Raw genomic sequence first — 25,334 nt, 5'->3', positions numbered from 1 at the left:
GGCACCGAAGTGCCCTTTGCGGTTGGCGCCTGAAGGATCAGACGCGTTTTTTGTATTCGTGGGTGCGGGTGTCGATTTCGACCTTGTCGCCGTTTTCCACGAACAGCGGCACGGCGATCTCGAAGCCGGTGCCCACCAGGCGGGCGGGCTTCATCACCTTGCCGGAGGTGTCGCCCTTGACGGCGGGCTCGGTCTCGATCTCGCGCACCACGGTGGTGGGCAGTTCGACCGAGATGGCCTTGCCGTCGTAGAACACCACTTCGACGGACATGTTGTCCTCGAGGTAGCTGATGGCGTCACCCATGTTCTCGGCTTCCACCTCGAACTGGTTGTATTCGCTGTCCATGAAGACGTACATCGGGTCGGCGAAGTAGGTGTACGTGCACTCCTTCTTATCGAGCACGATCTGGTCCATCTTGTCGTCGGCCTTGAACACCACTTCGGCGCCGGCGCCGTTGAGCAGGTTCTTCATCTTCATGCGCACGGTGGCGGCGCCGCGGCCGCCGCGGCTGTATTCGGTCTTGAGCACGACCATCGGGTCCTTGCCCTGCATGATCACGTTGCCGGCGCGGATTTCCTGAGCGAGTTTCATAACGGGATGTCGAAAGGATGAGCGTTCTGGAACGCGTGGGAGGGTGCGCGTTCCGTCGACCGACTGGTTGGACCGTGCCGGCGCGAATGCGCAAAGCCGCTGATTTTAACCTTTTTGCTGGACGAAGCTCAGTAACTGCGTGGCAAGGTCCGGCTGCGCGAGCAGGGTGTCACGCCAGGCCAGGCAGACCGAGGCCCAGTCCTGCACGGCCGGCAATTTCGCCGGCCATGGCGCCAGCCCGTTCCAGGCGTGCCATAGCTGGCGCACCGCGGCATCCGGTTGCAGATGGTCGATGAAGGCTTCCAGCTTGGCCGCATGGGCGCCGTCGCGTTGCGGGTAGATGTGCCAGACGAAGGGTGCGCCCGCCCACTGGGCGCGAACGAAAGAGTCTTCGCCGCGCACGAAGTTGACATCGCAGCTCCAGAGCAGGCGGTCGAAGTCCGCTTGCGTCAGCCACGGCAACGCCTGCATGCGCACGCCTGTGAGGGCCGGCATCCCCGCCGCGCCACGTTGCGCCGCGCCCGGCGCCAGCAGCACCAGGGTGGGCTCCTGCCCCAGCGCCTGCAGCAGCTGCGGTAGCGCCGGGTCGTCGTAGCAGAACACGCTGACCAGCCGCTCGCCAGCAGTGGGATGGATGCCGTGCTCATGCAGCCACGCGGTGCGGTCGAAGGCCGCCTGCGCCGCCATCAGCCCGGGCTCCCGCAGCAGGCCGCCGGTGCGTCGCGTGAACCCAGGATAGAAGAACCACTTGGTCAGGCCATTGCGCTGCGGCGAAGGCAGGCCATGGCTGCGCTCCACGTAGTCCTCCGCGCTCAGGTATTCCAGGTTCACCCACACCGGTGGGCGCTGCAGCGCCATGCGGGCCACGAACGCCGCCGGCGGGTCGCAGCCGAAGGCTTCCACCACCACCTCGCCGGGCACCAGCCCCGGCGGCTCGGCGGTCCAGTTCACCAGCTCCACACCGGCCGCGCCCTGCGGCGCCATCCATGCCAGGGCGGAGGGGTCGTCCACCCAGAGACGCACTGTTTCGCCACGTGCGCCCAGGTCGGCGGCCAGGCGCCAGCACACGCCGATGTCGCCGTAGTTGTCGATCACGCGGCAGAAGAGGTCCCAGCGCATGCCGCGATTATGTTTTGGGCCCGCGCGGCACAATTGAAGCGAGATGAACGACACGCCCCTGTCCACCGCCCCCGACGTGCCCGACACGCCGGTCGACGCCACCCGCGAGCGCCTGCTGGCCGAGGTGGCCGCCTTGCCGAGCCTGCCGGGTGTGTACCGCTACTACGACGCGGCCGGCGGCGTGCTCTACGTGGGCAAGGCACGCAGCCTGAAAAAGCGCGTATCCAGCTACTTCCACAAGGACCATGGCGGCACTCGCATCGGCCACATGGTGGGCCGCATCGCGCGCATGGAAACGACGGTGGTGCGCACCGAAGCCGAGGCGCTGCTGCTCGAGAACAACCTGATCAAGACGTTGAACCCGAAGTTCAACATCCTGTTCCGGGACGACAAGAGCTACCCCTACCTCAAGCTGGTGTCGCATGGCTTCCCACGGGTGGCCTACTACCGCGGCTCGGTGGACAAGAAGCACCGCTACTTTGGCCCCTACCCGGGCGCCTGGGCGGTGAAGGAGACCATCCAGCTGATCCAGAAGGTGTTCCGCCTGCGCACCTGCGAGGACACCGTGTTCAACAACCGAACCCGCCCCTGCCTGCTGTACCAGATCCGCCGCTGCTCGGGGCCCTGCGTAGGCCTCATCTCGGCGGAGGACTACCAGCGCGACGTGGCCAACACCGAACGCTTCCTGCTCGGCGAGCAGCAGGAGGTGATCGACGGCCTGCAGGCGCAGATGCTCGCCTATTCGGAAGCGCTGGAGTTCGAGCGCGCCGCGGATACGCGCAACCAGATCGCCGCGCTGTCGCGCGTGCTGCACCAGCAGTCGGTGGATGCCAGCTCGCTCAGCGCGACAGACAAGGACGTCGACATCCTGGCCGTGCGCGTGCAGGGCGGCCGCGCCTGCGTGAACCTGGCCATGGTGCGCGGCGGCCGGCACCTGGGCGACCGCGCCTACTTTCCCACCCATGTGGAGGAAGCCACGGCGCTCAGCGCGGAGCAGGTCCAGGAACGTGCGGACGAGGTCTCGCCGGAGGTGCAGGTGCTGGAGGCTTTCATCGCCCAGCACTACCTGGACAGCCCCGTGCCGCCGCAACTGGTGTTGAGCCATCCGGTGGACAAGGCGCTGATCGACGCGCTGTGCGTGCACAGCGGCGTGAAGGTCACGGCGCAGCACCAGCCGCGCGAGCAGCGCCGCATCTGGCAGGACATGGCGATCAAGGGCGCCGAGCTCGCGCTGGCCCGCCTGCTGGCCGAAGAAGGCTCTCAGCGCGAACGCACCCGCGCGCTGGTGGAGGCGCTGGACCTGGCGCCCGAGGACATGGACGCCTTCCGCATCGAGTGCTTCGACATCAGCCACACCGCCGGGGAATCCACTCAGGCGTCCTGCGTGGTGTTCGAGAACCACCAGATGCAGAGCTCGCAGTACCGGCGCTACAACATCGACGGCATCACCGGCGGCGATGACTATGCCGCCATGCGCCAGGTGCTCACGCGCCGTTATGCCAAGCTGGCCGAGGGCGTGGCCACGGGGTCGGCGCGCATGCCGGACCTGGTGCTGGTGGATGGCGGCCGCGGTCAGGTGTCCATGGCACGCGAGGTGTTCGAGGAGCTCGGCCTGGACCTCTCACTCATCGTGGGCGTGGAAAAAGGCGAGGGCCGCAAGGTGGGGCTGGAGGAGCTTGTTTTCGCGGATGGCCGGCCCAAGGTGTACCTGGGCCATGACTCCGCGGCGCTCATGCTGGTGGCGCAGATCCGTGACGAGGCACATCGTTTCGCCATCACCGGCATGCGCGCGCGCCGCGCCAAGGTACGCACCGGCGGCAGCCGCCTCGAGGACATTCCCGGCGTGGGCCCGAAGAAGCGTGCACGCCTGCTGCAGCGTTTTGGCGGCGTGCGGGGTGTCACCAATGCGGGCGTCGACGACCTGGCCGGCGTCGACGGCATCTCGCGTGAACTGGCCGAGGAGATCTATCGTGCGCTTCACTGAACTTCGCCTGGCCGGCATGGTGGTGGCCGCCGCCGCGCTCCTGGCCGGTTGTGGCTCCTCGCCGCTGCCGCCGATGGACGCGCCGCAGGCCCCGGTGAACGCTGCACCGTCGTCGTCCGGCACAGCTGCTACGGTGGCACTGGCCTCTCCGGTGGCCGCGCGCAACTGGGACGAGTTCAGGCGCCAGGCCGCGGTGCGCATGGTGGCCGCCAACCCGGGCATCACTTACACCACGGCGGCACCGGATCCGCTGCTGGCGATCCCGGTGCTGGAGATCGAGCTCAACAGCGACGGCAGCGTGCGCAACATCCATGTGCTGCGCCAGCCCCGCCAGGCCAAGGACACCACGCAGATCGCCATCGATGCCGTGCGCCGGGCCGCACCGTATGGCGACATGCGGCACCTGAAAAAACCGTGGAAGTTTGCCGAGGTGTTCCTGTTCGACGAAGACCGGCGCTTCAAGCCCCGAACGCTGGACGAGTGAAGCCACCCCATAATCGGCCGATGTTCTTCACCGTCCCGACCCTGCTCACCTGGGCCCGCATCGTCTGCATTCCCCTGATTGTCGGGGTGTACGACCTGCCCCTCGACAGCTTGGGGCCCGGCATGCGCAACCTCATTGCGACGGTGCTGTTCGTCGTGTTCGCGCTCACCGATTGGCTGGACGGCTACCTGGCGCGCAAGCTCAACCAGACCTCGTCCTTCGGTGCCTTCCTGGACCCGGTGGCCGACAAGTTCCTGGTCTGTTCGACCCTGCTCGTGCTGGTGCACCTGCAGCGGGTGGACGCGCTGGTGGCACTGGTGATCATCGGCCGGGAGATCGCCATCTCCGCGCTGCGCGAATGGATGGCCCAGATCGGCGCCTCGCGCAGCGTGGCGGTGCACATGCTGGGCAAGGTGAAGACCACGGTGCAGATGATCGCTATCCCCTTCCTGCTACTGGACCGCACCGTGCTGGGCCTCATCGACACCCGCATGTGGGGCACCGTGCTGATCTACATCGCCGCCGTGCTCACCATCTGGTCGATGGTGTACTACCTGCGCAAGGCGCTGCCCGAGATCCGGGCCAAGGCCAGGTAGGTGGCGCAGGCCAGCCCGCGCGCCCGCCTGCTGGGCGCCATGCCGGCTGTGTTCGTGCTCATCTGGAGCACCGGCTTCATTGTGGCGCGATACGGCATGCCGCATGCGCCGCCCCTGGGGTTTCTCAGCCTGCGTTATGCGCTGTCGGTGCTGGTGTTCCTGGTATGGGTGGCGTTCAGCCGCCCCACGTGGCCGCGCGGTGCGACGCAATGGCTGCACCTGGCGGTGACCGGCATGCTCATCCACGCTGGTTACCTCGGTGGCGTGTGGGCGGCGGTGAAGGCTGGCCTGTCGGCGGGCACGGTGGCGCTGGTGGTCGGCTTGCAGCCGGTGCTCACCGCGCTGTGGGTGTCCTGGACCGGGCAGGAGCAGCGCGTGCGGCCGGTGCAATGGCTGGGGCTGCTGCTTGGCCTTTCCGGATTGCTGCTGGTGGTGTGGCGCAAGCTCGGTGCCGGCGAGGTGACCGGAGGCAACCTCATGCTGGCGGTGTTTGCGCTGGTGAGCATCACGGTCGGCACGCTGTACCAGAAGCGCTTTGTACGCAGCAACGACGTGCGCACTGCGACCCTCGTGCAGCTCGTCGCCGCACTGGCGGTGACAGCACCGCTGGCGCTGCTGGAGGACGAGCCGATGCGCTGGCATCCCGAGCTGGTGGGTGCGCTGGCATGGTCGGTGCTGTGCCTCACGCTGGGCGGCAGTTCGCTGCTGTTCCTGCTCATCCAGCGCGGCGCGGCCACGCGCGTGACCAGCCTGCTGTACCTCGTGCCACCCTGCACCGCGCTGCAGGCCTGGTGGCTGTTCGGCGAAGCCCTGTCGGCGCCGGTGCTTGCGGGGCTTGCGCTCACCGCGATCGGCGTGGCCCTGGTCGTGCGCGAGCCGGCGGCGACGTCATCGGCACCCGCAGGCCCATGAGGGCGTCGCTGCGCAACAGCGTATCGGTGCCGCAAAGCAGCCCACGCCCTGCAGGCTGTCAAGCGAGATAACGCGTGCACTTTTGCCCCCCGGAGGGGGTGGTGAATCCGCATAGAATCCGCTTCCGCGCTTGACACTGCCAGGACGCGCCGCTGTAATGAATCGAGCAGAACTGCCCCGCGGCACCGCGCCATCCGGCACTCCACCGAACACTTCGTCGAGACACCTTGAGAGGGGGTACCTACGTGAACAAGAGTGAACTGATTGACCACATCGCGATGCAGGCGGACATCTCCAAAGCAGCGGCTGGCCGCGCCTTGGAAGCCGTCATCGGCGGTGTGAAAGCGACGCTGAAAAAAGGCAACTCCGTGTCGCTGGTCGGTTTCGGCACCTTCTCCGTCACCAAGCGTGCGGCCCGCAGCGGCCGCAATCCGCGCACCGGCGACACCATCAAGATCAAGGCCGCCAAGGTGCCCAAGTTCCGCGCCGGCAAGGCGCTGAAGGACGCGCTCAAGTAAGCGCACTCGGGTACCCGGCGCTTCCATTCTCTGGAATCGACACACGGGTGCTTAGCTCAGCTGGTAGAGCGGCGCCCTTACAAGGCGTAGGTCGGCGGTTCGAACCCGTCAGCACCCACCACCCGAACCCCCCTCGCAGCCGGCCGTCGCTCCGCTAGAATCCGCGGCCGACGCGCCAACGGGGCACTCTTGCAGCCCCATCAAAGACACAAGGCGAACCCTGGTTCGCCTTTGTCGCATCTGAGGTCTCCATGTTCGAATTCGTTCGCACGCACACCAAGCTGCTGCAGTTCCTGCTGCTGCTGGTGATTGTTCCCTCCTTCGTCATCGGTTTCGGCGTCCAGGGCTACAACCGTTTCACCGAAAGCGGCAACGCCACGGTGGCCAAGGTGAACGGCCAGGCCATCACGCAGACCGAATGGGACGCGGCCCACCAGCGCCAGATCGAGCGCATGCGCGCGCAGATGCCCACCCTGGACGTGAAGATGTTCGACACGCCGGAGATGAAGCAGCAGACGCTGGAGCAGCTGGTGCGCGAGCGTGTGCTGGCCACGGCGGCGAACGACCTGCACCTGGCCACCACCGACCAGCGCCTGTTGCACGCGCTGCGCACCATGCCGGAGCTGGCACCGCTGCGCAACCCGGACGGTTCGATCGACAAGGCGCGCTACGAACAGCTGTTGAACGCACAGGGCATGACACCCGCGATCTTCGAGTCGCGCATGCGGCAAGACCTCGCTTTGCGCCAGGTGATCGATGGCATCGGCGCCACGGTGCTCGCGCCCTCCAGCGTCTCCAAGACCGGCCTGGATGCCCTGCTGCAGCAGCGCGAGGTGCAGGTGCAGCGCTTCGACACCAAGGACTACCTGGCCAAGGTGAACCCCACTGATGCGGACATCGAGGCCTACTACAAGAACCCGGCGAACCAGGAGCAGTTCCGCGCGCCGGAGCAGGCCGCCATCGAATATGTGGTGCTGGACCTGGAAGCGCTGAAGAAGGGCGTCACGGTCTCCGACAAGGAGCTGCAGGACTACTACCAGCAGAACGAGAAGCGCTATGCCGTGCCGGAAGAGCGCCGCGCGGCACACATCCTGATCAAGGCGGACAAGGACATGCCTGCCGCCGACCGCGCGAAGGCCAAGGCGAAGGCCGAAAGCCTGCTCGCTGAAGTGCGCAAGAACCCGGCTGCATTCGCGGACGTGGCGAAGAAGAATTCGGAAGACCCGGGCTCCAGGGAGCAGGGCGGCGAGCTCGGTTTCTTCAACCACGAAGCCATGGTCAAGCCGTTCTCCGATGCGGCCTTTGCGCTCAAGCCGGGCGACATCAGCAACGTGGTTGAAAGCGACTTCGGCTTCCACATCATCAAGCTCGAGGAAGTGCGCGGCGGCGACAAGAAGCCGTTGGAGGCCGTGCGAGCCAGCATCGAGGACGAGGTGAAGAAGCAGCTCGCGCAGCGCAAGTACGCCGAAGCCGCGGAGCAGTTCACCAACACCGTGTACGAGCAGCCCGACACCCTGCAGCCGGTGATCGACAAGCTCAAGCTCGAGAAGAAGACCGCCACCATCCAGCATGCCACCTTGCCGCCTGGCAACGGCCCGCTGTCCTCGGACAAGTTCGTGGAGGCGGTGTTCAGTGCCGACGCGCTGCGCAACAAGCGCAACACCCAGGCGGTGGAGGTGGGGCCCAACCAGCTGGCGGCGGCGCGGGTGGTGCAGTACACCGCGGCACACGTGCTGCCGCTGGCCGAGGTGAAGGACCGGGTGCGTGAACGCGTGGCCGCAGCCCAAGCCGCCGCCCTGGCGCGCAAGGACGGCGAGGCACGCCTGGCGCAGCTCAAGCAAGGCAGCGATACGGCAGGCCTGGGCCAGCCGGTGGCCGTGTCGCGCATCAAGCCCGAGAACCTGCCCCGCCCGGTGGTGGACGCGGTGATGAAGGCCGATGCGGCCAAGCTGCCTGCGCCGCTGGGCGTGGACCTGGGGGACCAGGGTTATGCGGTGGTGCGGCTCAACAAGGTGCAGGCGCCTGACGCGGCGTCGGAAGAGCTGAAAGGTTTGCAGCCTCGTTACGCGCAAGCCTGGGCCAACGCGGAAACGCAAGCCTACCTGGCCGCGCTAAAGGCGCGCTACAAGACGGAGATCAAGGCTGACACGGCCAAGGCCGGCTCGGCGGACAGCGCCGCATCCGCAGCATCACGCTGACGCGCTGCGCTGACCGGTGCGCCGCGCTACGCCGCGGCGTCCACCTTCCTCAGTGCAGGGCAGTCCACTCCCGGGCTTCCTGCAGAGCCGCCTCCTGCGGCGGCAGCTCGGGCGATTCGTTCCACAGCAGCGTGGCGACGAGCAGCAAGGTCTCGGGGGGCACGTCCGGCCGCAAGCGGATCAGCTGCAGCGCGCACAGGTTGATCCACGGTGTGCGGGGCAGGGAAGGCATCATCTGCGCCATCGTCGGCCTCCTTGCCGGCACCGGGCCGGATCGCGGGACGGGGAAGGCATGGTGAACTCCATCAGTGGCGGGGCTTGCCTTCCCTCGGCAATCGGCGTGCGCGATGGCCGGGCGCCAGCATCGCAACGCAACACGACAAACCGGGCCAATCCGAGGCTATAATCGCGGACTCCGCTGCGGTGGCTGTAGCTCAGTTGGTAGAGTCCCAGATTGTGATTCTGGTCGTCGTGGGTTCGAGTCCCATCAGCCACCCCACCGAACACCCTTGACGACGCGCCCTCCCGGGCGCGTTGTCATTTCTGCGCCGACAGCTCGCGGATGCGCACCGAGCAGCAGATGCCGCGCGGCTGGTTGTCGCGCCATTCCACCTCGCCGCCCAGCAGCTTCACGCGTTTGCGCACGCCACCCAGGCCCAGTCCGTGCGACCAGCTCTGCGGATTGCGGCCGATGCCGTCATCACTGACGCGCAGGGTGAAAACGTCGCCCTCGAACAGGATGTCGATGTCCACCTGGCTGGCCTGCGAATGCGAGATCGTGTTGCTCACCAGCTCGCGCAGCATGCGCGTGAGCGCCGACCACTGCACCACGGTGAGCACCAGGTCGCGGTCGCAGCTGAAGGACCAGTGCAGGTCGCAGTGCGCGGCCGACAGCCGCTGCGTGATGTCGGCCTTCCACTCAGCCGCCGCGTGCGTGAGCCGGTGGCTGGACGCAGCCAGCCCCCGCGTCAGCGTCTTCAGGTCCTGCAGCGTGTGGCGGACGTAATCCTCCATCTCCGGATTGGAGGCCTTGTACATCAGCGTCAGCAGGCGGGCACCGATGTCGTCGTGCAGGTCCTGCGCGATGCGCGCCCGCTCTTCGCTGCGGCCTTGTTCCACCGCCTTGTCAAAGGCCACGGCGCGGCGCAGCTGCTCCACGATGCGGTCGGTGAGCCGTGCGTCCTCCAGCGTGAACATGCGCTTGCCGCGGTGCGCAAAGCGCAGCACCACCGCGCGCGGCTGGGTGTCCGCGTCTTCTGCCAGCGCGGGCACCGGTACCAGCATGGTGGAGCCGTCGCCCACCACCCGGGTGTGGCGCGAGAAGCGCTCGATCTGCATCACCTCCAGCGGCTCGAACAGCTCGCGCAGCAGGCGTGAGAGCAGCTCGCCGGTCTTCTCGGGATGGGCCTCCACCTCGCGCGCGATGCGGTACAGCTGTTCGAACATGCGCTCGGTGGTGAGCATGTGGTTGCCGAGCATCTGGTTCAGGATCCACTGCCGCGCGCCGGCATACACACCCAGCGACAGGAACAGCGACAGCGTGAGCGAGGCGAACTGGCCGAGCGAGAACACGGCGACGAACAGCAGGTCCAGCGAGGTGGCCACCGTGCTGATGCCCGCCAGCATCGAGAACTCCCGCATCACCTGCTGCGAGCGCGACAGGAAGGGCACCAGCAGCAGCAGCGACGCGAGGAACACGTACCAGATCACCGAGCCGACCGCTGCGATGTTGAACTGCATGCCCGGCTGGCGGTCGGCCACCCAGATCGCCACCGTGAGCAGCATCAGCGTGCCCAGGCCCACCACGCCAAAGCGCCGCAACACGATGGCGAAGGGATTCGGCTCGATGCGGTACGACCAGCTGAGCAGGATGATGGCGGCCACGCCGTAGCCGATGGTGGCGCCCTGCACCTGCCACCACAGCTGCGGCACCACGCCGGCCGCGGTGGCGCTGATGAGCACCAGGGCCACCAGCCAGGCCAGCCCGCTGACGATGCGGCGGCCGGGCAGCACACGGGGGTGCACGGAAGTGGCATGCACCAGCGCCGCTCCGGTGACGAGGTCGAACGCAATGCGCGCCAGCAGGTCCCAGCGCGCAAAGCCCGCCGGCATGCCGAGGCCGGGCGCGGACTCGATCGCGATGAACAACAGGTTGCCGCACTGGCACAGCGCCATCAGCGCATAGATCAGATTGCGCACGGTGGGCCGTGCCAGCACCACCACCATGCCGATCAGGTACAGCACCAGCGCCAGCGCGCACAGCAGCCAGAACAGCGCCCCCAGGCCACCGGCGCCGCGGGCTTGCGGCTTCATCTCCACCATGGCGCCGTCACGGAAGAACAGGCGCACCTCGGGTTGGCTGAACAGCTGCGCCAGGCGATCCTGCAGCTGGGCATGGCGCACCCGCTGTGCGTCGTCGATCAGCCAGCGCGGCGAGCGCTGCAGTGCAAGGGAATCCACCACCAGCACGGCGCCATCGGCACCGGCGATCCCGAGCAGCTGATGCCCTTCCAGCGCCTGCAGCCGCGGGTCGTTGGACGCCACCAGTTCGAGCTGGCCCTGGGAGTTGGCGCGCCACACCGCGTCCACATGGGCGATTGCCGTGAGATCACGGATCAGCAGGAACAGCCCGACGGAACCAAGCAGCGCAGCGGCCAGCAGCAGCCGCAGGCGCCAGCCGATCCAGCGCGCGGGATGCAGGCGCTGCCCCAGCGTGCGCTCCAGCGTGCTGGCATCGAAGACGGAATCCGCGCCGGTGGAGGCGAATTCGCTGGCGGGGGACGGATGCGCGGCCATGGCGGAAACGGCGTCGCGCTGCGCCGGTGCGTCGCCTTAGACCAGGCCTTGTTTGCTGGCGAGCACCGCCGCTTCCGCGCGGCTGGAGACGTTCAGCTTCTTGTAGATGGACTTGATGTGGTCGTTGACGGTGAACCACTTGATGCCCATCAGGCTCGCGATCTCCTTGATCGTGAAGCCCTTGCTCAGGTAGGTGAGCACCTCGCTCTCGCGCGGTGTCAGGCGTTCGTGGTCGAGCGGCTTTTCCATCGGCACCGGACGGCTGGTCTGGAAGCCCTGCAACGACGCAAAGCCGGAGTCCGGCGCCTGCGCCTCACCGCCGGAGCCGCTGCGGAAGTGGGTGAGCAGGCGGCGCGCGATGGCTGGCGACAAGGGCGGCTGGCCGCGCACGATCTTCTGCAGCTCCTCCACCAGCACCTCGAAGCGGTCTTCCTTCAGCAGGTAGCCGTCGGCGCCCCGCTGCAGCGCCGGGAACAGGTGGTCGTCGTCGGAATAGAGCGTGGTGACGATCTTGGTGGCCGGGTAGTGGGCCAGCTCGGTAAGCAGCTCCATGCCGTTGCCGTCGGGCAGCTCCAGGTCCACCAGGATCAGCTTGAACGGGTCCACCCCATGCAGGCCACGGGGCCCGCCGGTCAGGCTGATGTGCCGGCGTGCACTTTCCAGATCACCGGCTTCGGTGATGACGATGGCATCGCTGAAACTTTCCCGCACGACGCGGCACAGGAAGCTGCGCGCGACAGGGTTGTCTTCCAGGATGAGGACCTTGACGGCCATGATGTGTTCTCCCCTCGTATGCCGATGCCTGGGAACGGTACCGACATGCGGGGTCGCATCGTAGCGCATAGCCGGCGCGCCTCGGGCCTGCCCCCCTCGTTTGCGCAGGGGTGGTTGCCGGGCGCCCTACTCGTTGACGAGCAGCAGCTTGCCCTTGACCTGACGCGTGCCCATGCGGGCATAGGCGTCCATCAGCGCGCTCATCGGCAGGCGGGTGTCGATCACCGGCTTGACCTTGCCCTGGGCGTACCAGCCGGCCAGCTCGGCGAGCGCCTTGGCATTGGCCTTGGGTTCGCGGCGAACGAAATCGCCCCAGAACACACCGACCACCGAGGCGCCCTTGAGCAGCGCCAAGTTCCAGGGCAGGGCGGGAATGCCGCCGCCTGCGAAGCCGATCACCAGGTAGCGGCCGCGCCAGGCGATGGAGCGGAACACCGGTTCGGCGAGGTCGCCGCCCACGGCGTCGTACACCACGTCGGGGCCCTTGCCGGCGGTGAGCTCCTTCAGGCGCTCACGGATGTTCTCGGTGGCGTAGTTCAGCGTCTCGTCGGCGCCGATCTGGCGGCACAGCTGCGCCTTTTCCTCACTGGACACGCCGGCGATCACACGCGCGCCCGCCGCCTTGGCGATCTGCACTGCCGCCGTGCCGACGCCACCGGCCGCGCCCAGCACCAGCACCGTTTCGCCGGCCTTCAGCTGCCCCCGGTCGATCAGCGCGTGGTGGGAGGTGCCGTAGGTGAAGGCAAAGGCGGCGCCGTCCTCCAGGTCGAACCCGGCGGGCAGCGGCATCACCTGGCTGGCGTTCACGCAGGCATGGGTGGCAAATCCGCCGGCCACCCCGATGGCGGCCACCGGGTCGCCCACCTTGAGGTGGCTGACGCCTTCGCCCAGCGCGTCCACCGTGCCGGAGAACTCCGCTCCGGGCACGAAGGGCAGCGGCGGCTTCACCTGGTACTTGTTCTGCACCACCAGCAGGTCCGGGAAATTCAGGCTCGCCGCGCGCACCGCGATGCGCACTTCACCGGGCTGGGGCTGGGGCGTGGGCAGCTCGCGCCACTGCAATGCTTCAGGGCCGATCGGGTTTTCGCACAGCCAGGCTTTCATCGCATCTCCTTGTGCGAGCTCAATGTCTCGCGATCGGTCTGCATGATAGGCAGCGGGTGCTCGACATCGCGTCACACAGGTGACGACTCCCTACAATCGCGCCGATGCGAATCCTCATCGCCAACGACGACGGCTACCTGGCTCCCGGGCTGCAGGCGCTGGTGCAAGCCTGCCAGGGCCTGGGCGACATCGAAGTCATCGCACCCGAGCAGAACGCCAGCGGCACCTCGAATGCGCTGACGCTGAACCGGCCGCTGTCGGTGTACGAAGCGGCCAACGGCTACCGCTATGTCAACGGCACGCCGTCGGACTGCGTGCATGTGGCGCTCACCGGCCTGCTGGAGCGCCGGCCCGACTTGGTGCTCTCCGGCATCAACAACGGCGCCAACATGGGCGACGACACGCTCTATTCGGGCACCGTGGCTGCCGCGATGGAGGGTTACCTCTTCGGCATTCCCGCGATCGCGTTTTCGCAGGTGGAAAAGGGCTGGGCCCACCTGGATGCCGCGGCGCGCCTGGCGCGCGAGCTGGTGGAGCAGGTGCTCGCCGCGCGGCCGCCCGCCGCACCGTGGCTGCTGAACGTCAACATCCCGAATCGGCCGGATGCCGACCGCCTGCCGCGGCGCATCACCCGGCTGGGCCGGCGGCACGCCAGCGAGCCGGTGATCCGCCAGGCCAACCCGCGCGGCGAGCCGATCTACTGGATCGGACCCGCCGGCGATGCGCGTGAAGGCGGTGAGGGCACCGACTTCCATGCCACGGCCAATGGCGCCGTCTCCATCACGCCGCTGCAGGTCGACCTCACCGACCATGCCGGCTTGAGCGGCTGGGCCCAGCGCCTGGGGAACGCGCCTTGAGCGGCAGCGGGCAGCGTCCGCCCAAGTTCCCGCTCGCGCTGGACCGCCTGGCGCCGGTGGTCCGCACGGCGCGTGCTGCGACCCTGCGCCCGCAGCGCCCGGTGCACGAGGCCGCCGCCGACGCACAGCGCCGCGCCGCACCCACCGGGCTGGGCCTCGATTCCGCGGGTGTGCGCGAGCGCATGGTGGCCCGCCTGCGCGCCGACGGGCTGCGCAGCGAGGCGGTGCTCGCAGCGCTGGCCAGCGTGCCGCGCCACGCCTTCGTGGACACGGCGCTCATCGCCCAGGCGTATGAAGACACCAGCCTGCCGATCGGGCTGGGCCAGACCATCTCCAAGCCGTCGGTGGTGGGCCGCATGATCGAGCTGCTGCTGGCCGCGCCGGGGCGTGCGCCCGGGCGCCTGGGGCGCGTGCTGGAGGTGGGCACCGGCTGCGGCTACCAGGCGGCCTTGCTGTCGCAACTGGGCGACCAGGTGGTGTCCATCGAGCGGCTCAAGCCGCTGCACGACAAGGCCCGCACCCTGCTGGCACCGCTGCGCCGGAACAACCTGCGCCTGGTCTATGGCGACGGCCGGGTTGGCCATCCGCCCAATGCGCCTTACGACAGCATCATCGCCGCCGCCGGCGGGGGCGACCTGCCCGCGGCTTGGCTGGAGCAGCTGGCCGTCGGCGGCCGGCTGGTGGCGCCGATGCAGGCGGCGGGCGGGCGCGGCCAGGTGCTCATGGTGGTGGACCGCACCGAGTCGGAGTGGATACGAAAGGTTCATGAGGCGGTGCATTTCGTCCCTTTAAAATCGGGTGTTGCCTGACAGAGGGCGAACTCAACTACAAGGTGAAGAACTGATGGGAGTGCAACCCTTGCGCGCTCTGCGCATCGTGGCCTGCCTGATGCTGGCCGCGTTGCTTGCGGCATGCGCATCGCCGAGCCGCCGTGCGCCGGTGGAAGAACGCTCGGCCGTGGTCCGTGCGCCGGCCGCCGCCGCTTCCGCCCCTGCCGAGCCGGTGAAGCCGCCGCCGCCGGGCATCGAGAACCTGGGCAAGCCGGGCTACTACGCGGTCAAGCCGGGCGACACCATGATCCGCATCGGGCTGGAGACCGGCCAGAACTGGCGCGACATCGCCAAGTGGAACAACATCGAGAACCCCAACGTGATCGAAGTCGGGCAGGTGCTGCGCGTGGTCGCGCCGGGCACCGACCCCACGATGGCGTCCGCGCGCGGTGTCACGCCGCCCAAGGTGGAAACGCGTCCCTTGTCCGCGTCCGCGCCGGCCAGTGCAGCCTCCGCGCCTGCAGCGACCGCTTCGGCCCCGCCTTCGGTGGGGCAGATCGTGGCCCCGCTCGCCACGCCGCGTGAGCCGGAAGACGACCTCAACTGGGCCTGGCCGGCCAGCGGCCCGGTGGTGGCGCGCTTTGATGATTCCGGCAGCAAGGGCCTGGCCATCGCCGGCAAGGCGGGCGACCCGGTGTATGCGGCCGCCGACGGCCGCGTGGTGTATGCCGGCTCCGGACTGCGCGGCTATGGCAACCTGGTCATCGTCAAGCACAACAACACCTACCTCACTGCCTACGCCCACAACCAGACCTTGCTGGTGAAGGAAGAGCAGGTGGTCAAGCGCGGCCAGAAGATCGCCGAGATGGGCTCCAGCGACGCCGAGCGCGTGCAGCTGCATTTCGAGATCCGCAAACAAGGCAAGCCGATCGACCCGGCCAAGCTCCTGCCGCAACGCTGACCAGGCGGCCCATCCACGAGGCGCATGCATGACCAAAAAACGCGAGACGCGAAACGGGCATGCAGGCGCCGTGCCATTGCCGTCGCTGACACCCGACGCGGGCTCGCCGGACTTCGCCGGCATGCCGCTCGATGAGCAGGAGCCCGTGCGTGCCATGGCCGACCTGCCGGCGGGCGAGCCGGACATCGGGAACACGCTGCAGACCTACCTGCGTGAGATCCGCCGCGCGCCCTTGCTGAGCCCCGAGGAGGAATACGACACCGCGACCAAGGCGCGCGCTGGCGACTTCGCAGCCCGGCAGGCCATGATCGAACGCAACCTGCGGCTGGTGGTGAGCATCGCCAAGAACTACCTCGGCCGCGGGCTGCCGATGACCGACCTGATCGAGGAAGGCAACCTCGGGCTGATGCATGCCATCGGCAAGTTCGAGCCGGAGCGTGGTTTCCGCTTCTCCACCTACGCGTCGTGGTGGATCCGGCAGAACATCGAGCGCGCGATCATGCACCAGGCGCGCCTGGTGCGCCTGCCGGTGCATGTGGTGCGTGAGCTCAACCATGTGCTGAAGGCGCGCCGCGCCCTCGAAGCCGACAGTGCGCGCGGTGTGCAGGGCGACCGGCCGGTGAGCGTGGACGAGATTGCCGCCGTCTTGGGCCGCCCGGTACAGGAAGTGGCCGACCTGTTGCGTTTTGCCGAGCAGCCGGCGTCGCTGGATGCGCCGTTGGAGCGCAGCGCCGAAGCCGGCGAATCCATGCTTGACACCGTGGCGGACGACCAGGCCATGGACCCGCTGGGCCAGACCCTGAACCACGAGGTGGAGCAGTTGCTGGCCAATGGCCTGTCCGAGCTGAACGAGCGTGAGCGCGAAGTGCTGGCCGGCCGCTATGGCCTGCGCGACCGCGAGCCGGAAACGCTGGAGGTGCTGGCCGAGCGCATGGGGCTCACGCGGGAGCGCATCCGGCAGATTCAGCAGGAAGCGCTGCTCAAGCTCAAGCGCCGCATGCTGCGCCAGGGCATCGACCGGGACTCGATCTTTTGATGGCCTGGCCGGTCCTGGTGTTCGACATCGAGACGATTCCCGACGTGGCGGGCCTGCGCGCCCTGCGTGGCGGCGCGGACGACGGACTCACCGACGCCGAGGTGTATGCGCGCGAACTCGCCGAGCGCGCCGAAGGCGGCAAGAGCGACTTCATGCCGCACTACCTGCAGCGCGTGCTCGTCATCTCCTGCGTGTTCCGCAATGCGGACGGCCTGCGGGTGCATTCCTTCGTCGACCGCGAGCCCGAGGGCATCAGCCAGGAAGGCAAGCTGATCCAGACCTTCTTCAACAGCGTGGAAAAGCACGTGCCCCAGCTGGTCAGCTGGAACGGCGGCGGCTTCGACCTGCCGGTGCTGCACTACCGCGGCCTGCGCCATGGCGTGGTGGCCAACAAGTACTGGGACCTCGGCGAGGACGACCGCGAGTTCAAGTGGAACAACTACATCGGCCGCTACCACATGCGGCACCTGGACCTGATGGACGTGCTGGCGATGTACCAGCCGCGCGCCAATGCACCGCTGGACGCCATGGCCAAGCTGTGCGGGTTTCCCGGCAAGCTGGGCATGGACGGCTCGGCCGTTTATCCGGCGTACCTGCAAGGCCAGGTCGATGACATCCGCCGGTATTGCGAAACCGACGTGATGAACACCTACTTGCTGTATTGCCGCTTCCAGAAGATGCGCGGCGGTTTCACCGACGCCGAATACGAGCGCGAGATCGAGTTCGTGAAGAAGACGCTCGAAGGCATCACCGAGCCGCATTGGGCCGAGTACCTGCAGGCCTGGAAGTAGCGCCCCCGATAATCCGTCCCCATGACGGAACAAAGTGAATGGCTGAAGGTCGAGTCCCTCGACCTGGAAGCCCAGGGCGTGGCGCGCAACGCCGAAGGCAAGGTGGTGTTCATCGAAGGCGCACTGCCGGGCGAGACGGTGCAGGCGCATGTCAACCGCCGCAAGAACCAATGGGAGCAGGCCACGCTCACGGCGATCGGCCGCGAGAGCAGCCAGCGCGTGGTGGGCCGCTGCCCGCACTTCGGCCTGCACCCGGGCGCCTGCGGCGGCTGCAAGATGCAGCACCTGGCGCCGGCGGCGCAAGTGGCGATCAAGCAGCGCGTGCTGGAGGACAACCTCTGGCACCTGGGCAAGGTCAAGCCCGAGCGGCTGCTGCGCGCGATCGAGGGCCCGACCTGGGGCTACCGCTACCGCGCGCGCTTCTCGGTGCGCCACGTGGCCAAGAAGGGCACCGTGCTGGTCGGTTTTCACGAGCGCAAGTCGCGCTATGTGGCCGACATTCGTGAATGCCACGTCGTGCCCCGGCATGTGAGTGACCTTCTGCTGCCGCTGCGCGAGTTGATCGGCAGCATGGAGCAGCGCGACCGCCTGCCGCAGATCGAGCTGGCGATCGGCTCGGACGTCACTGCGCTGGTGCTGCGGCACCTCGAACCCTTGAGCCCCGGTGACCTGGCCAAGCTGCGCGCGTTTGGCGCGGCCCACCGGGTGCAATGGTGGCTGCAGCCCAAGGGCCCGGACACCGTGCACCTGCTGGACGAGGGCGGCCCCGAGCTCGCCTACACGCTGCCCGAGTTCGGCGTGCGGATGCCCTTCAAGCCCACCGATTTCACCCAGGTCAACCACCACATCAACACGGTGCTCGTGGGCCGGGCATTGCGCCTGCTCGACCCGCGGCCAGACGAGCGCGTGATCGACTGGTTCTGCGGGCTGGGCAACTTCACCCTGCCGATCGCCACGCTGGCGCGCGAAGTGCTCGGCATCGAGGGCAGTGACACCCTGGTGGCACGCTCCCGCGAGAACGCCCAGCGCAACGGGCTGTCGGCCACGTTCGCCGCGCGCAACCTGTTCGAGCTGACGCCGGAGGACCTGTGTGCCTACGGGCCGGCGGACAAGTGGCTGGTGGACCCGCCGCGCGAAGGTGCGATGGCGCTGGCCAAGGCGCTGGCCGATCTGCACCAGGAGCCTCAGCGCCGGCCCGCGGGCTGGACGCCGCCGCAACGCATCGTCTACGTCAGCTGCAACCCGGCGACCCTGGCACGCGATGCCGGCCTGCTGGTGCACCAGGCGGGCTACCGCTGCACGGCGGCCGGTGCGGTGAACATGTTCCCGCACACGGCCCATGTGGAGAGCATGGCGGTGTTCGAGCTGGAATGAAAAAGGCCCCGCATGCGGGGCCTTTGACCGGCAGCCAGGCGAGGCTCAGTCGCGCTCGCCGCCAAAGATGCCCAGCAGGCTCAGCAGCGCCTGGAAGACGTTGTAGATGTCCAGGTAGATCGCCAGCGTGGCAGTGATGTAGTTGGTTTCGCCGCCATCGATCACGCGCTTGATGTCATACAGCATGAAGGCCGAGAACAGGCCCATCACGATGACGTTCAGCGCCAGCATCATGGCGGTGGACTGCACGAACACGTTGATGATGCCGGCGATCAGCACGACCACCGCGCCGACGAACAGGAACTTGCCCATGCCGCTCAGGTCGCGCTTGATCACAGTGGCCAGCGACGCCATGGCGAAGAACACGCCGGCGGTGCCGCCGAAAGCCATCATGACCAGAGAAGAGCCGTTGCGGAACCCGAGCACCAGCGACAGCAGGTTGGACAGCATCAGGCCCATGAAGAAGGTGAAGCCCAGCAGCACCGGCACGCCGGCCGCGGAGTTCTTGGTCTTCTCGATCGCGAACATCAGCCCGAAGGCGCCGATCAGGAACACCGCCAGTGTGATGCCGGGGCCCATGGTGCGCATGATGCCGGTGCTCACCCCGATCCAGGCACCGAGCACCGTGGGCACCAGCGACAGGGCCAGCAGCCAGTAGGTGTTGCGGAGCACCCGGTTGCGCTGCTCGGCCAGCGCGCCGGAGCCGGCAGGGCCGGAATAAACGGGTTGCAGGCGTTCGTTCATGAAAGGACCTCCAGTGGACGAATGAGAAGCAGGACAAGGGCGAAGACCCAGGCGCAGCCATTCTAGTTCCACGCCACCGGCCACCTGGGCGGCTTCACCCGCCATGTGAAGGCGATCTGTGGAAAATCAAGCGCCTCTCTTCAGCCCTATCGCCGCATCAGCAGCAGGCAGCCGGTCACGATCAGGGCGGCGGACACGCCGGTGGTGGCGCTGGGCACTTCGCCGAACAGCACGTAACCCAGCGCGGTGGCCCAGATGAAGCTGGTGTACTCCAGCGGCGCCACCCGGCTCGCCTCCAGGCGGGTGAAGGCATAGGTCAAGGACAGCAGCCCCACGGTGGCGAACCCGCCCGCCAGCGCGATCTGCAGCAGGTCGGCTACCTGCACCGGCTTCCACGTGAGGCCTGCGGGCACGGCGAGCAGCAGCATCGGCAACACGTTCTGGATCAGCAGGATGGTCCACATGGAGTCGTTCTGGGCCTGCTGGCGGGCGAGCACCATGACGCCGGAAAACGCCAGTGCCGACAGGCCCACCGAGGCAATGCCCAGCAGCCGTCCGCTGCCCGCGCCATGGAGGCTGGCGTTCAGCTCCGGCCACAAGGTGACGAACACGCCGCCAAAGCCGAAGAGCAGGGCTAGCCATATCCACGGCGAGGGCCGTTCGTGCAGCACCAGCACGGCCAGCACCGAGACGAGGATGGGCGCGAGGTAGGAGATGGCCACCGTCATGGCCAGCGGCAGCACGGTGAGGGCGTGGAAGTACGTGACCAGCGACACCAGCAGCAAGGCGCTGCGCAGGGCATGCAGCCGCCACGCGCTGCGCTGCGGCAGTGGCGACCGGTGCCACAGCCACAGCAGCACCGCGAACACCGCGCCGCTGGCGAAGCGGAAGAAGCTGAGCTGGAACGCGTCATAGCGCGGCGAGATCAGCTTGATCACCGAATCCATGCTGATGAAGCTGGCGGCGGCCGCCGCGCCTGCGAGCAGCGCCACGCCGCGCCGGGATGTCACTGCAGCAGGTGCGGGCGCCGCGAGCGCGGTGGAAGAGGGTGCGGGCATCAAGTCAGTCTAGCAACCGTGCGCTTGCAACGTAGGCGCCGTGCGGGCGCGTCAGACGCTGCGTGTGACGCGCGCAAGGGCGTCGGTGAAAACCCGCGCTCAGGCTATAATTCCGCGGTTTACCTGCCCACACCGCTGCCTAGCGAAACTCGTTTCAGTTTCCCACCGGACTCACGCTCGAACGCAGCGGAGCTGGGCGCGCACAAACTGGAGTTTTCCGTGCTGCCCGTACTGCCCCCCGCACTCCTCGCACTCGCAGACGGCACGGTCTTTCAAGGCACCTCGATCGGCGCTGCCGGTCGCACGGTCGGCGAAGTGGTGTTCAACACCGCACTCACCGGCTACCAGGAAATCCTCACCGACCCCAGCTATGCCCAGCAGATCGTCACCCTGACGTATCCGCACATCGGCAACTACGGCGTCAACGAGGAGGATGTCGAAGCCTCGAAAGTCCATGCCGCCGGTCTGATCATCAAGGACCTGCCGGTCCTGTCGTCGAACTTCCGCCAGACGATGACCTTGCCGCAGTACCTGGAGCGCGAGGGCACGGTGGCCATCGCCAACATCGACACCCGCCGCCTCACGCGGGTGCTGCGCAGCAAGGGCGCGCAGAACGGCTGCATCACCACCTTTGCCGCGGGCACCACGCTCACCCAAGCCGACATCGATCAAGCGATTGCGGCGGCGAGGTCGGCGCCGGACATGTCGGGCCTGGACCTCGCCAAGGTGGTCTCCACCCGCACGCCCTACGAATGGACCGAGACCGAATGGTCCCTGGGCAAAGGCTACGGACAACAGGCGTCACCGCGATTCCACGTGGTGGCGTATGACTATGGCGTCAAGCGCAACATCCTTCGCATGCTGGCCAGCCGCGGCTGCCGCATCACGGTGCTGCCGGCCCAGGCGCCGGCCGCCGACGTGCTCAAGCACCGGCCCGACGGCATCTTCCTCGCCAATGGCCCCGGCGATCCGGCCGCCTGCGACTATGCGGTGCAGGCCACGCGCGAACTGATCGACACCGGCATCCCGACCTTCGGCATCTGCCTGGGGCACCAGATCATGGCGCTGGCCTCCGGCGCCAAGACCTTCAAGATGAAGTTCGGCCACCACGGCGCCAACCATCCGGTGAAGGACCTGGACAACGGCCGCGTCAGCATCACCAGCCAGAACCACGGGTTCGCGGTGGACGAGAAGACGCTGCCGGCCAACCTGCGAGCCACCCACGTGAGCCTGTTCGACGGCACGCTGCAGGGCCTGGCCCGCACCGACAAACCCGCCTTCTGCTTCCAGGGCCACCCCGAAGCATCCCCCGGACCCCATGACATCGGCTACCTGTTCGACCGTTTCGTGTCGCTGATGGCGGAGAAGACGAATGCCTAAGCGCACAGACATCAAGAGCATCCTCATCATCGGCGCCGGCCCGATCATCATCGGGCAGGCCTGCGAGTTCGACTATTCCGGCGCCCAGGCCTGCAAGGCGCTGCGCGAGGAGGGCTACAAGGTCATCCTCGTCAACAGCAACCCGGCCACCATCATGACCGACCCGGAGATGGCCGATGTGACTTACATCGAGCCCATCACCTGGCAAGTGGTCGAGAAGATCATCGCCAAGGAGCGGCCGGATGCGGTGCTGCCCACCATGGGCGGCCAGACCGCGCTGAACTGCGCGCTCGACCTGCACCGCAACGGCGTGCTTGAGAAGTACGGCGTGGAGATGATCGGCGCCAACGAACACGCGATCGAGAAGGCGGAAGACCGCCTGAAGTTCAAGGACGCGATGACCTCCATCGGGCTCGATTCCGCCAAGAGCGGCATCGCCCACTCGATGGAAGACGCCTGGGCCGTGCAGAAGCGCATCCAGGCGGAGATCGGCGGCTCCGGCTTCCCGATGGTCATCCGCCCCAGCTTCACCTTGGGCGGCACCGGCGGCGGCATCGCCTACAACCCGGAAGAGTTCGAGGAGATCTGCAAGCGCGGCCTCGACCTGTCGCCCACCAAGGAATTGCTGATCGAGGAATCGCTGATCGGCTGGAAGGAGTACGAGATGGAGGTCGTCCGCGACAAGGCGGACAACTGCATCATCGTGTGCGCGATCGAGAACCTGGACCCGATGGGCATCCACACCGGTGACTCGATCACCGTGGCGCCGTCGCAGACGCTGAGCGACAAGGAATACCAACTGCTGCGCAATGCGTCGATCGCCATCCTGCGCGAGATCGGCGTGGACACCGGCGGCTCCAACGTGCAGTTCTCGATCAACCCGAACAACGGGCGCATGATCGTGATCGAGATGAACCCGCGTGTGTCGCGGTCGTCGGCGCTGGCCTCCAAGGCCACCGGCTTCCCGATCGCCAAGGTGGCGGCCAAGCTGGCCGTGGGCTACACGCTGGACGAGCTGCGCAACGACATCACCGGCGGCGCCACGCCGGCGAGCTTCGAGCCCAGCATCGACTACGTCGTCACCAAGATCCCGCGTTTCGCGTTCGAGAAATTCCCCGCGGCCGACCCGCACCTCACCACCCAGATGAAGTCGGTGGGCGAGGTGATGGCGATGGGCCGCACCTTCCAGGAAAGCTTCCAGAAGGCGCTGCGTGGCTTGGAGACCGGCATCGACGGCCTGAGCGAGCGCTCCACCGACCATGACGAGATCGTCGAACAGATCGGCAATGCCGGCCCTGAGCGAATCCTGTACGTGGGGGATGCCTTCCGCATCGGCATGAGCATCGACGAGATCTTCGAGGAGACCTCGATCGACCCCTGGTTCCTGTCGCAGATCGAGCAGATCATCCAGGACGAACGCGCACTGGCCGGCCGCACGGTGGCCAGCCTGTCGGCCGAAGAGCTGCGCTACCTCAAGCAGAAGGGCTTCTCCGACAAGCGCCTGGCCAAGCTGCTGGGCACCAACCAGCACGAGGTGCGCAAGGCACGCCATGCGATGGGCATCCGCCCGGTCTACAAACGGGTGGACACCTGCGCGGCCGAGTTCGCCACGCAAACGGCCTACATGTACTCCACCTATGACGAGGAGTGCGAGGCCGAACCGACCAACAACAAGAAGATCATGGTGCTGGGCGGTGGCCCCAACCGCATCGGCCAGGGCATCGAGTTCGACTACTGCTGCGTGCATGCCGCGCTGGCGATGCGGGAAGACGGCTACGAGACCATCATGGTCAACTGCAACCCGGAGACCGTGTCCACCGACTACGACACCTCGGACCGCCTGTACTTCGAGCCGGTGACGCTGGAAGACGTGCTGGAGATCGTGGCCAAGGAAAAGCCGCTCGGCGTGATCGTGCAGTACGGCGGCCAGACGCCGCTGAAGCTTGCGCTGGACCTGGAGGCCAACGGCGTGCCGATCATCGGCACCTCGCCGGACAGCATCGATGTGGCCGAAGACCGGGAGCGTTTCCAGAAGCTGTTGCACGAGCTGGGCCTCAAGCAGCCGCCCAACCGCACGGCGCGCACCGAGGAAGCGGCGCTGCAGCTGGCGCAGGAGATCGGCTACCCGCTGGTGGTGCGCCCGAGCTACGTGCTGGGTGGCCGGGCGATGGAGATCGTCCACGGCGACAAGGATCTCGAGCGCTACATGCGTGAAGCCGTGAAGGTGAGCGAGAAGTCGCCGGTGCTGCTGGACCGCTTCCTCGACGACGCGATCGAAGTCGACGTGGACTGCATCAGCGACGGCACCGACGTGATGATCGGCGGCATCATGGAGCACATCGAGCAGGCGGGCGTGCACTCCGGCGACTCGGCGTGCTCGCTGCCGCCGTATTCGCTGTCCAAGTCGCTGCAGGACGAATTGCGCCGGCAGACCGCCGTGATGGCCAAGGCGCTGAAGGTCATCGGCTTGATGAACGTGCAGTTCGCCATCCAGGGCGAAGGCGACGAGGCCGTGGTCTACGTGCTGGAAGTGAACCCCCGTGCGTCGCGCACCGTGCCTTACGTGAGCAAGGCCACCGGGCAGCCGCTGGCCAAGATCGCGGCGCGCTGCATGGCGGGCCAGCGCCTGAAGGACCAGAAGGGCCGCAATGGCCGGGCCCCCGAAGAAGTGGTGCCGCCATACTTCACCGTCAAGGAAGCGGTGTTCCCCTTCAACAAGTTCCCTGGCGTGGACCCCATCCTCGGCCCCGAGATGCGCTCCACCGGCGAGGTGATGGGCGTGGGCCGCAGCTTCGGCGAAGCGATGCTGAAAAGCCAGCTCGGTGCCGGCTCCAAGCTGCCGAGCAAGGGCACGGTGGTGATCACGGTGAAGAACAACGACAAGGCGCGGGCGGTCAAGGTGGCCGGTGACCTGTACAACCTGGGCTTCAGCCTGGCGGCGACCAAGGGCACCGCGGCGGCCATCGCGGAGGCGGAGCTGCCCGTCAAGGTGGTCAACAAGGTGAAAGACGGCCGGCCGCACATCGCCGACATGGTGAAGGGCGGCGAGGTGCAGCTGGTGTTCACCACAGTGGATGAAACCCGCACCGCCATTGCGGATTCCCGCTACATCCGCACGGCAGCACTGGCCAACCGCGTCACCTACTACACCACCATGGCCGGCTGCGAGGCGGCCACCGAGGCGCTGAAGCACCAGGACGACCTGACCGTGGTTTCCCTGCAGGAACTGCACGCCGAACTGAACTAAACTTCAGCCACTCCCCCGCCGCCGGCTGTCCTTGACGGA

General features: G+C 67.4%; 22 protein-coding genes and 2 tRNA genes. 16 read left to right on the top strand and 8 right to left on the bottom strand.

Annotated elements, in window-relative coordinates; translation table 11 throughout:
- Positions 1 to 37: 37 nt before the first annotated feature.
- Positions 38 to 592 carry an elongation factor P gene (gene efp, locus VPH43_RS21135; RefSeq protein ID WP_328579731.1) on the bottom strand — a complete coding sequence of 185 codons (555 nt, stop codon included), beginning with the start codon at positions 590 to 592 and terminating at the stop codon, positions 38 to 40.
- Positions 593 to 697: 105 nt separating this feature from the next.
- The gene (gene earP, locus VPH43_RS21130; RefSeq protein WP_328579730.1) at positions 698 to 1,711 is read right to left on the bottom strand and encodes an elongation factor P maturation arginine rhamnosyltransferase EarP; all 1,014 of its coding nucleotides are present in this window, start codon (positions 1,709 to 1,711) and stop codon (positions 698 to 700) included.
- A 43-nt stretch (positions 1,712 to 1,754) separates the two neighbouring features.
- On the opposite strand from earP, the gene uvrC reads away from it, so the two are divergent.
- The 7 genes from uvrC (at position 1,755) to VPH43_RS21095 (ending at position 8,403) form a co-directional block, all read left to right on the top strand.
- On the top strand, positions 1,755 to 3,695 hold the full coding sequence (gene uvrC / locus VPH43_RS21125) for an excinuclease ABC subunit UvrC (RefSeq protein ID WP_328579729.1): 1,941 nt from the start codon (positions 1,755 to 1,757) through the stop codon (positions 3,693 to 3,695).
- A complete protein-coding gene (locus tag VPH43_RS21120; RefSeq protein WP_328579728.1) occupies positions 3,682 to 4,179 on the top strand; it encodes a hypothetical protein in 498 nt (165 codons plus the stop codon). Before uvrC ends, VPH43_RS21120 begins: the two co-directional genes overlap by 14 nt.
- A 20-nt stretch (positions 4,180 to 4,199) precedes the next feature.
- A complete protein-coding gene (pgsA, locus tag VPH43_RS21115) occupies positions 4,200 to 4,775 on the top strand; it encodes a CDP-diacylglycerol--glycerol-3-phosphate 3-phosphatidyltransferase (protein WP_328579727.1) in 576 nt (191 codons plus the stop codon).
- On the top strand, positions 4,776 to 5,687 hold the full coding sequence (locus VPH43_RS21110) for a DMT family transporter (RefSeq protein WP_442909321.1): 912 nt from the start codon (positions 4,776 to 4,778) through the stop codon (positions 5,685 to 5,687).
- A gap of 245 nt (positions 5,688 to 5,932) precedes the next feature.
- On the top strand, positions 5,933 to 6,205 hold the full coding sequence (locus tag VPH43_RS21105) for an HU family DNA-binding protein (protein ID WP_328579726.1): 273 nt from the start codon (positions 5,933 to 5,935) through the stop codon (positions 6,203 to 6,205).
- A gap of 45 nt (positions 6,206 to 6,250) precedes the next feature.
- Positions 6,251 to 6,326 (top strand) — tRNA-Val (locus VPH43_RS21100).
- Between the two features lie 130 nt (positions 6,327 to 6,456).
- The gene (locus VPH43_RS21095) at positions 6,457 to 8,403 is read left to right on the top strand and encodes a SurA N-terminal domain-containing protein (protein ID WP_328579725.1); all 1,947 of its coding nucleotides are present in this window, start codon (positions 6,457 to 6,459) and stop codon (positions 8,401 to 8,403) included.
- A 49-nt stretch (positions 8,404 to 8,452) separates the two neighbouring features.
- On the opposite strand, the gene VPH43_RS21090 is transcribed toward VPH43_RS21095, so the two are convergent.
- A complete protein-coding gene (locus VPH43_RS21090) occupies positions 8,453 to 8,647 on the bottom strand; it encodes a hypothetical protein (protein WP_328579724.1) in 195 nt (64 codons plus the stop codon).
- Positions 8,648 to 8,826: 179 nt separating this feature from the next.
- On the opposite strand from VPH43_RS21090, the gene VPH43_RS21085 reads away from it, so the two are divergent.
- Positions 8,827 to 8,902: transfer RNA gene (locus VPH43_RS21085), tRNA-His, on the top strand.
- A 38-nt stretch (positions 8,903 to 8,940) separates the two neighbouring features.
- On the opposite strand, the gene VPH43_RS21080 is transcribed toward VPH43_RS21085, so the two are convergent.
- The 3 genes from VPH43_RS21080 to VPH43_RS21070 all read right to left on the bottom strand — a co-directional run bounded on the left by VPH43_RS21080 (position 8,941) and on the right by VPH43_RS21070 (position 13,077).
- The gene (locus VPH43_RS21080; RefSeq protein WP_328579723.1) at positions 8,941 to 11,199 is read right to left on the bottom strand and encodes a sensor histidine kinase; all 2,259 of its coding nucleotides are present in this window, start codon (positions 11,197 to 11,199) and stop codon (positions 8,941 to 8,943) included.
- A gap of 36 nt (positions 11,200 to 11,235) precedes the next feature.
- Entirely contained in the window at positions 11,236 to 11,973 is a 738-nt protein-coding gene (locus tag VPH43_RS21075) for a response regulator transcription factor (protein WP_328579722.1), read from the bottom strand.
- Positions 11,974 to 12,099: 126 nt separating this feature from the next.
- Positions 12,100 to 13,077, bottom strand: a complete 978-nt coding sequence (locus VPH43_RS21070; RefSeq protein WP_328579721.1) for an NADPH:quinone oxidoreductase family protein — start codon at positions 13,075 to 13,077, stop codon at positions 12,100 to 12,102.
- A gap of 104 nt (positions 13,078 to 13,181) precedes the next feature.
- Between VPH43_RS21070 and surE the strand changes: the two genes are divergently transcribed.
- From surE to rlmD, 6 genes are all read left to right on the top strand, one after another.
- Positions 13,182 to 13,934, top strand: coding sequence for a 5'/3'-nucleotidase SurE (surE, locus tag VPH43_RS21065; protein ID WP_328579720.1), 753 nt, complete (start codon positions 13,182 to 13,184; stop codon positions 13,932 to 13,934).
- Positions 13,931 to 14,743, top strand: coding sequence for a protein-L-isoaspartate(D-aspartate) O-methyltransferase (locus VPH43_RS21060; protein WP_328579719.1), 813 nt, complete (start codon positions 13,931 to 13,933; stop codon positions 14,741 to 14,743). Before surE ends, VPH43_RS21060 begins: the two co-directional genes overlap by 4 nt.
- A 34-nt stretch (positions 14,744 to 14,777) precedes the next feature.
- Complete coding sequence (locus tag VPH43_RS21055) at positions 14,778 to 15,665, top strand: peptidoglycan DD-metalloendopeptidase family protein (RefSeq protein WP_328579718.1); 888 nt, start codon at positions 14,778 to 14,780, stop codon at positions 15,663 to 15,665.
- 121 nt (positions 15,666 to 15,786) lie between these two features.
- Positions 15,787 to 16,701 carry an RNA polymerase sigma factor RpoS gene (gene rpoS, locus VPH43_RS21050; RefSeq protein ID WP_442909326.1) on the top strand — a complete coding sequence of 305 codons (915 nt, stop codon included), beginning with the start codon at positions 15,787 to 15,789 and terminating at the stop codon, positions 16,699 to 16,701.
- A complete protein-coding gene (locus VPH43_RS21045) occupies positions 16,701 to 17,492 on the top strand; it encodes a 3'-5' exonuclease (protein WP_328579716.1) in 792 nt (263 codons plus the stop codon). Before rpoS ends, VPH43_RS21045 begins: the two co-directional genes overlap by 1 nt.
- Before the next feature lie 21 nt (positions 17,493 to 17,513).
- The gene (gene rlmD / locus VPH43_RS21040) at positions 17,514 to 18,866 is read left to right on the top strand and encodes a 23S rRNA (uracil(1939)-C(5))-methyltransferase RlmD (protein ID WP_328579715.1); all 1,353 of its coding nucleotides are present in this window, start codon (positions 17,514 to 17,516) and stop codon (positions 18,864 to 18,866) included.
- A gap of 45 nt (positions 18,867 to 18,911) precedes the next feature.
- Here rlmD and VPH43_RS21035 read toward each other — a convergent pair whose 3' ends face one another.
- Together VPH43_RS21035 and VPH43_RS21030 are read right to left on the bottom strand one after the other, a co-directional pair.
- A complete protein-coding gene (locus VPH43_RS21035) occupies positions 18,912 to 19,610 on the bottom strand; it encodes a Bax inhibitor-1/YccA family protein (protein ID WP_328579714.1) in 699 nt (232 codons plus the stop codon).
- 146 nt (positions 19,611 to 19,756) lie between these two features.
- Complete coding sequence (locus VPH43_RS21030; protein WP_328579713.1) at positions 19,757 to 20,668, bottom strand: DMT family transporter; 912 nt, start codon at positions 20,666 to 20,668, stop codon at positions 19,757 to 19,759.
- Between the two features lie 219 nt (positions 20,669 to 20,887).
- Here VPH43_RS21030 and carA point away from each other — a divergent pair, with 219 nt between their 5' ends.
- Together carA and carB are read left to right on the top strand one after the other, a co-directional pair.
- Positions 20,888 to 22,048: a glutamine-hydrolyzing carbamoyl-phosphate synthase small subunit gene (gene carA, locus VPH43_RS21025; protein ID WP_328579712.1), complete on the top strand. Its 1,161-nt coding sequence runs from the start codon at positions 20,888 to 20,890 to the stop codon at positions 22,046 to 22,048.
- Complete coding sequence (carB, locus tag VPH43_RS21020; protein WP_328579711.1) at positions 22,041 to 25,295, top strand: carbamoyl-phosphate synthase large subunit; 3,255 nt, start codon at positions 22,041 to 22,043, stop codon at positions 25,293 to 25,295. The genes carA and carB overlap by 8 nt, the downstream gene beginning before the upstream one ends.
- The last annotated feature ends 39 nt before the right edge of the window (positions 25,296 to 25,334 follow it).

Source organism: Ideonella sp. BN130291, assembly GCF_036231905.1.
Taxonomy (GTDB): Bacteria; Pseudomonadota; Gammaproteobacteria; order Burkholderiales; family Burkholderiaceae_C; genus CAMLIZ01.
Note: the sequence above shows the minus strand (reverse complement) of the source record. Positions and strands in the feature narration are given on the sequence as shown.

Bases quoted from the DNA above. Each gene is read 5' to 3' on its own strand.
- VPH43_RS21090 (WP_328579724.1), bottom strand. From the start codon at position 8,647: ATGGCGCAGATGATGCCTTCCCTGCCCCGCACACCGTGGATCAACCTG.
- efp (WP_328579731.1), bottom strand. From the start codon at position 592: ATGAAACTCGCTCAGGAAATCCGCGCCGGCAACGTGATCATGCAGGGC.
- uvrC (WP_328579729.1), top strand. From the start codon at position 1,755: ATGAACGACACGCCCCTGTCCACCGCCCCCGACGTGCCCGACACGCCG.
- rlmD (WP_328579715.1), top strand. From the start codon at position 17,514: ATGACGGAACAAAGTGAATGGCTGAAGGTCGAGTCCCTCGACCTGGAA.
- VPH43_RS21035 (WP_328579714.1), bottom strand. From the start codon at position 19,610: ATGAACGAACGCCTGCAACCCGTTTATTCCGGCCCTGCCGGCTCCGGC.
- VPH43_RS21075 (WP_328579722.1), bottom strand. From the start codon at position 11,973: ATGGCCGTCAAGGTCCTCATCCTGGAAGACAACCCTGTCGCGCGCAGC.
- VPH43_RS21055 (WP_328579718.1), top strand. From the start codon at position 14,778: ATGGGAGTGCAACCCTTGCGCGCTCTGCGCATCGTGGCCTGCCTGATG.
- surE (WP_328579720.1), top strand. From the start codon at position 13,182: ATGCGAATCCTCATCGCCAACGACGACGGCTACCTGGCTCCCGGGCTG.
- VPH43_RS21045 (WP_328579716.1), top strand. From the start codon at position 16,701: ATGGCCTGGCCGGTCCTGGTGTTCGACATCGAGACGATTCCCGACGTG.
- earP (WP_328579730.1), bottom strand. From the start codon at position 1,711: ATGCGCTGGGACCTCTTCTGCCGCGTGATCGACAACTACGGCGACATC.
- rpoS (WP_442909326.1), top strand. From the start codon at position 15,787: ATGCCGCTCGATGAGCAGGAGCCCGTGCGTGCCATGGCCGACCTGCCG.
- pgsA (WP_328579727.1), top strand. From the start codon at position 4,200: ATGTTCTTCACCGTCCCGACCCTGCTCACCTGGGCCCGCATCGTCTGC.
- VPH43_RS21030 (WP_328579713.1), bottom strand. From the start codon at position 20,668: ATGCCCGCACCCTCTTCCACCGCGCTCGCGGCGCCCGCACCTGCTGCA.
- VPH43_RS21080 (WP_328579723.1), bottom strand. From the start codon at position 11,199: ATGGCCGCGCATCCGTCCCCCGCCAGCGAATTCGCCTCCACCGGCGCG.
- VPH43_RS21095 (WP_328579725.1), top strand. From the start codon at position 6,457: ATGTTCGAATTCGTTCGCACGCACACCAAGCTGCTGCAGTTCCTGCTG.
- carB (WP_328579711.1), top strand. From the start codon at position 22,041: ATGCCTAAGCGCACAGACATCAAGAGCATCCTCATCATCGGCGCCGGC.
- VPH43_RS21070 (WP_328579721.1), bottom strand. From the start codon at position 13,077: ATGAAAGCCTGGCTGTGCGAAAACCCGATCGGCCCTGAAGCATTGCAG.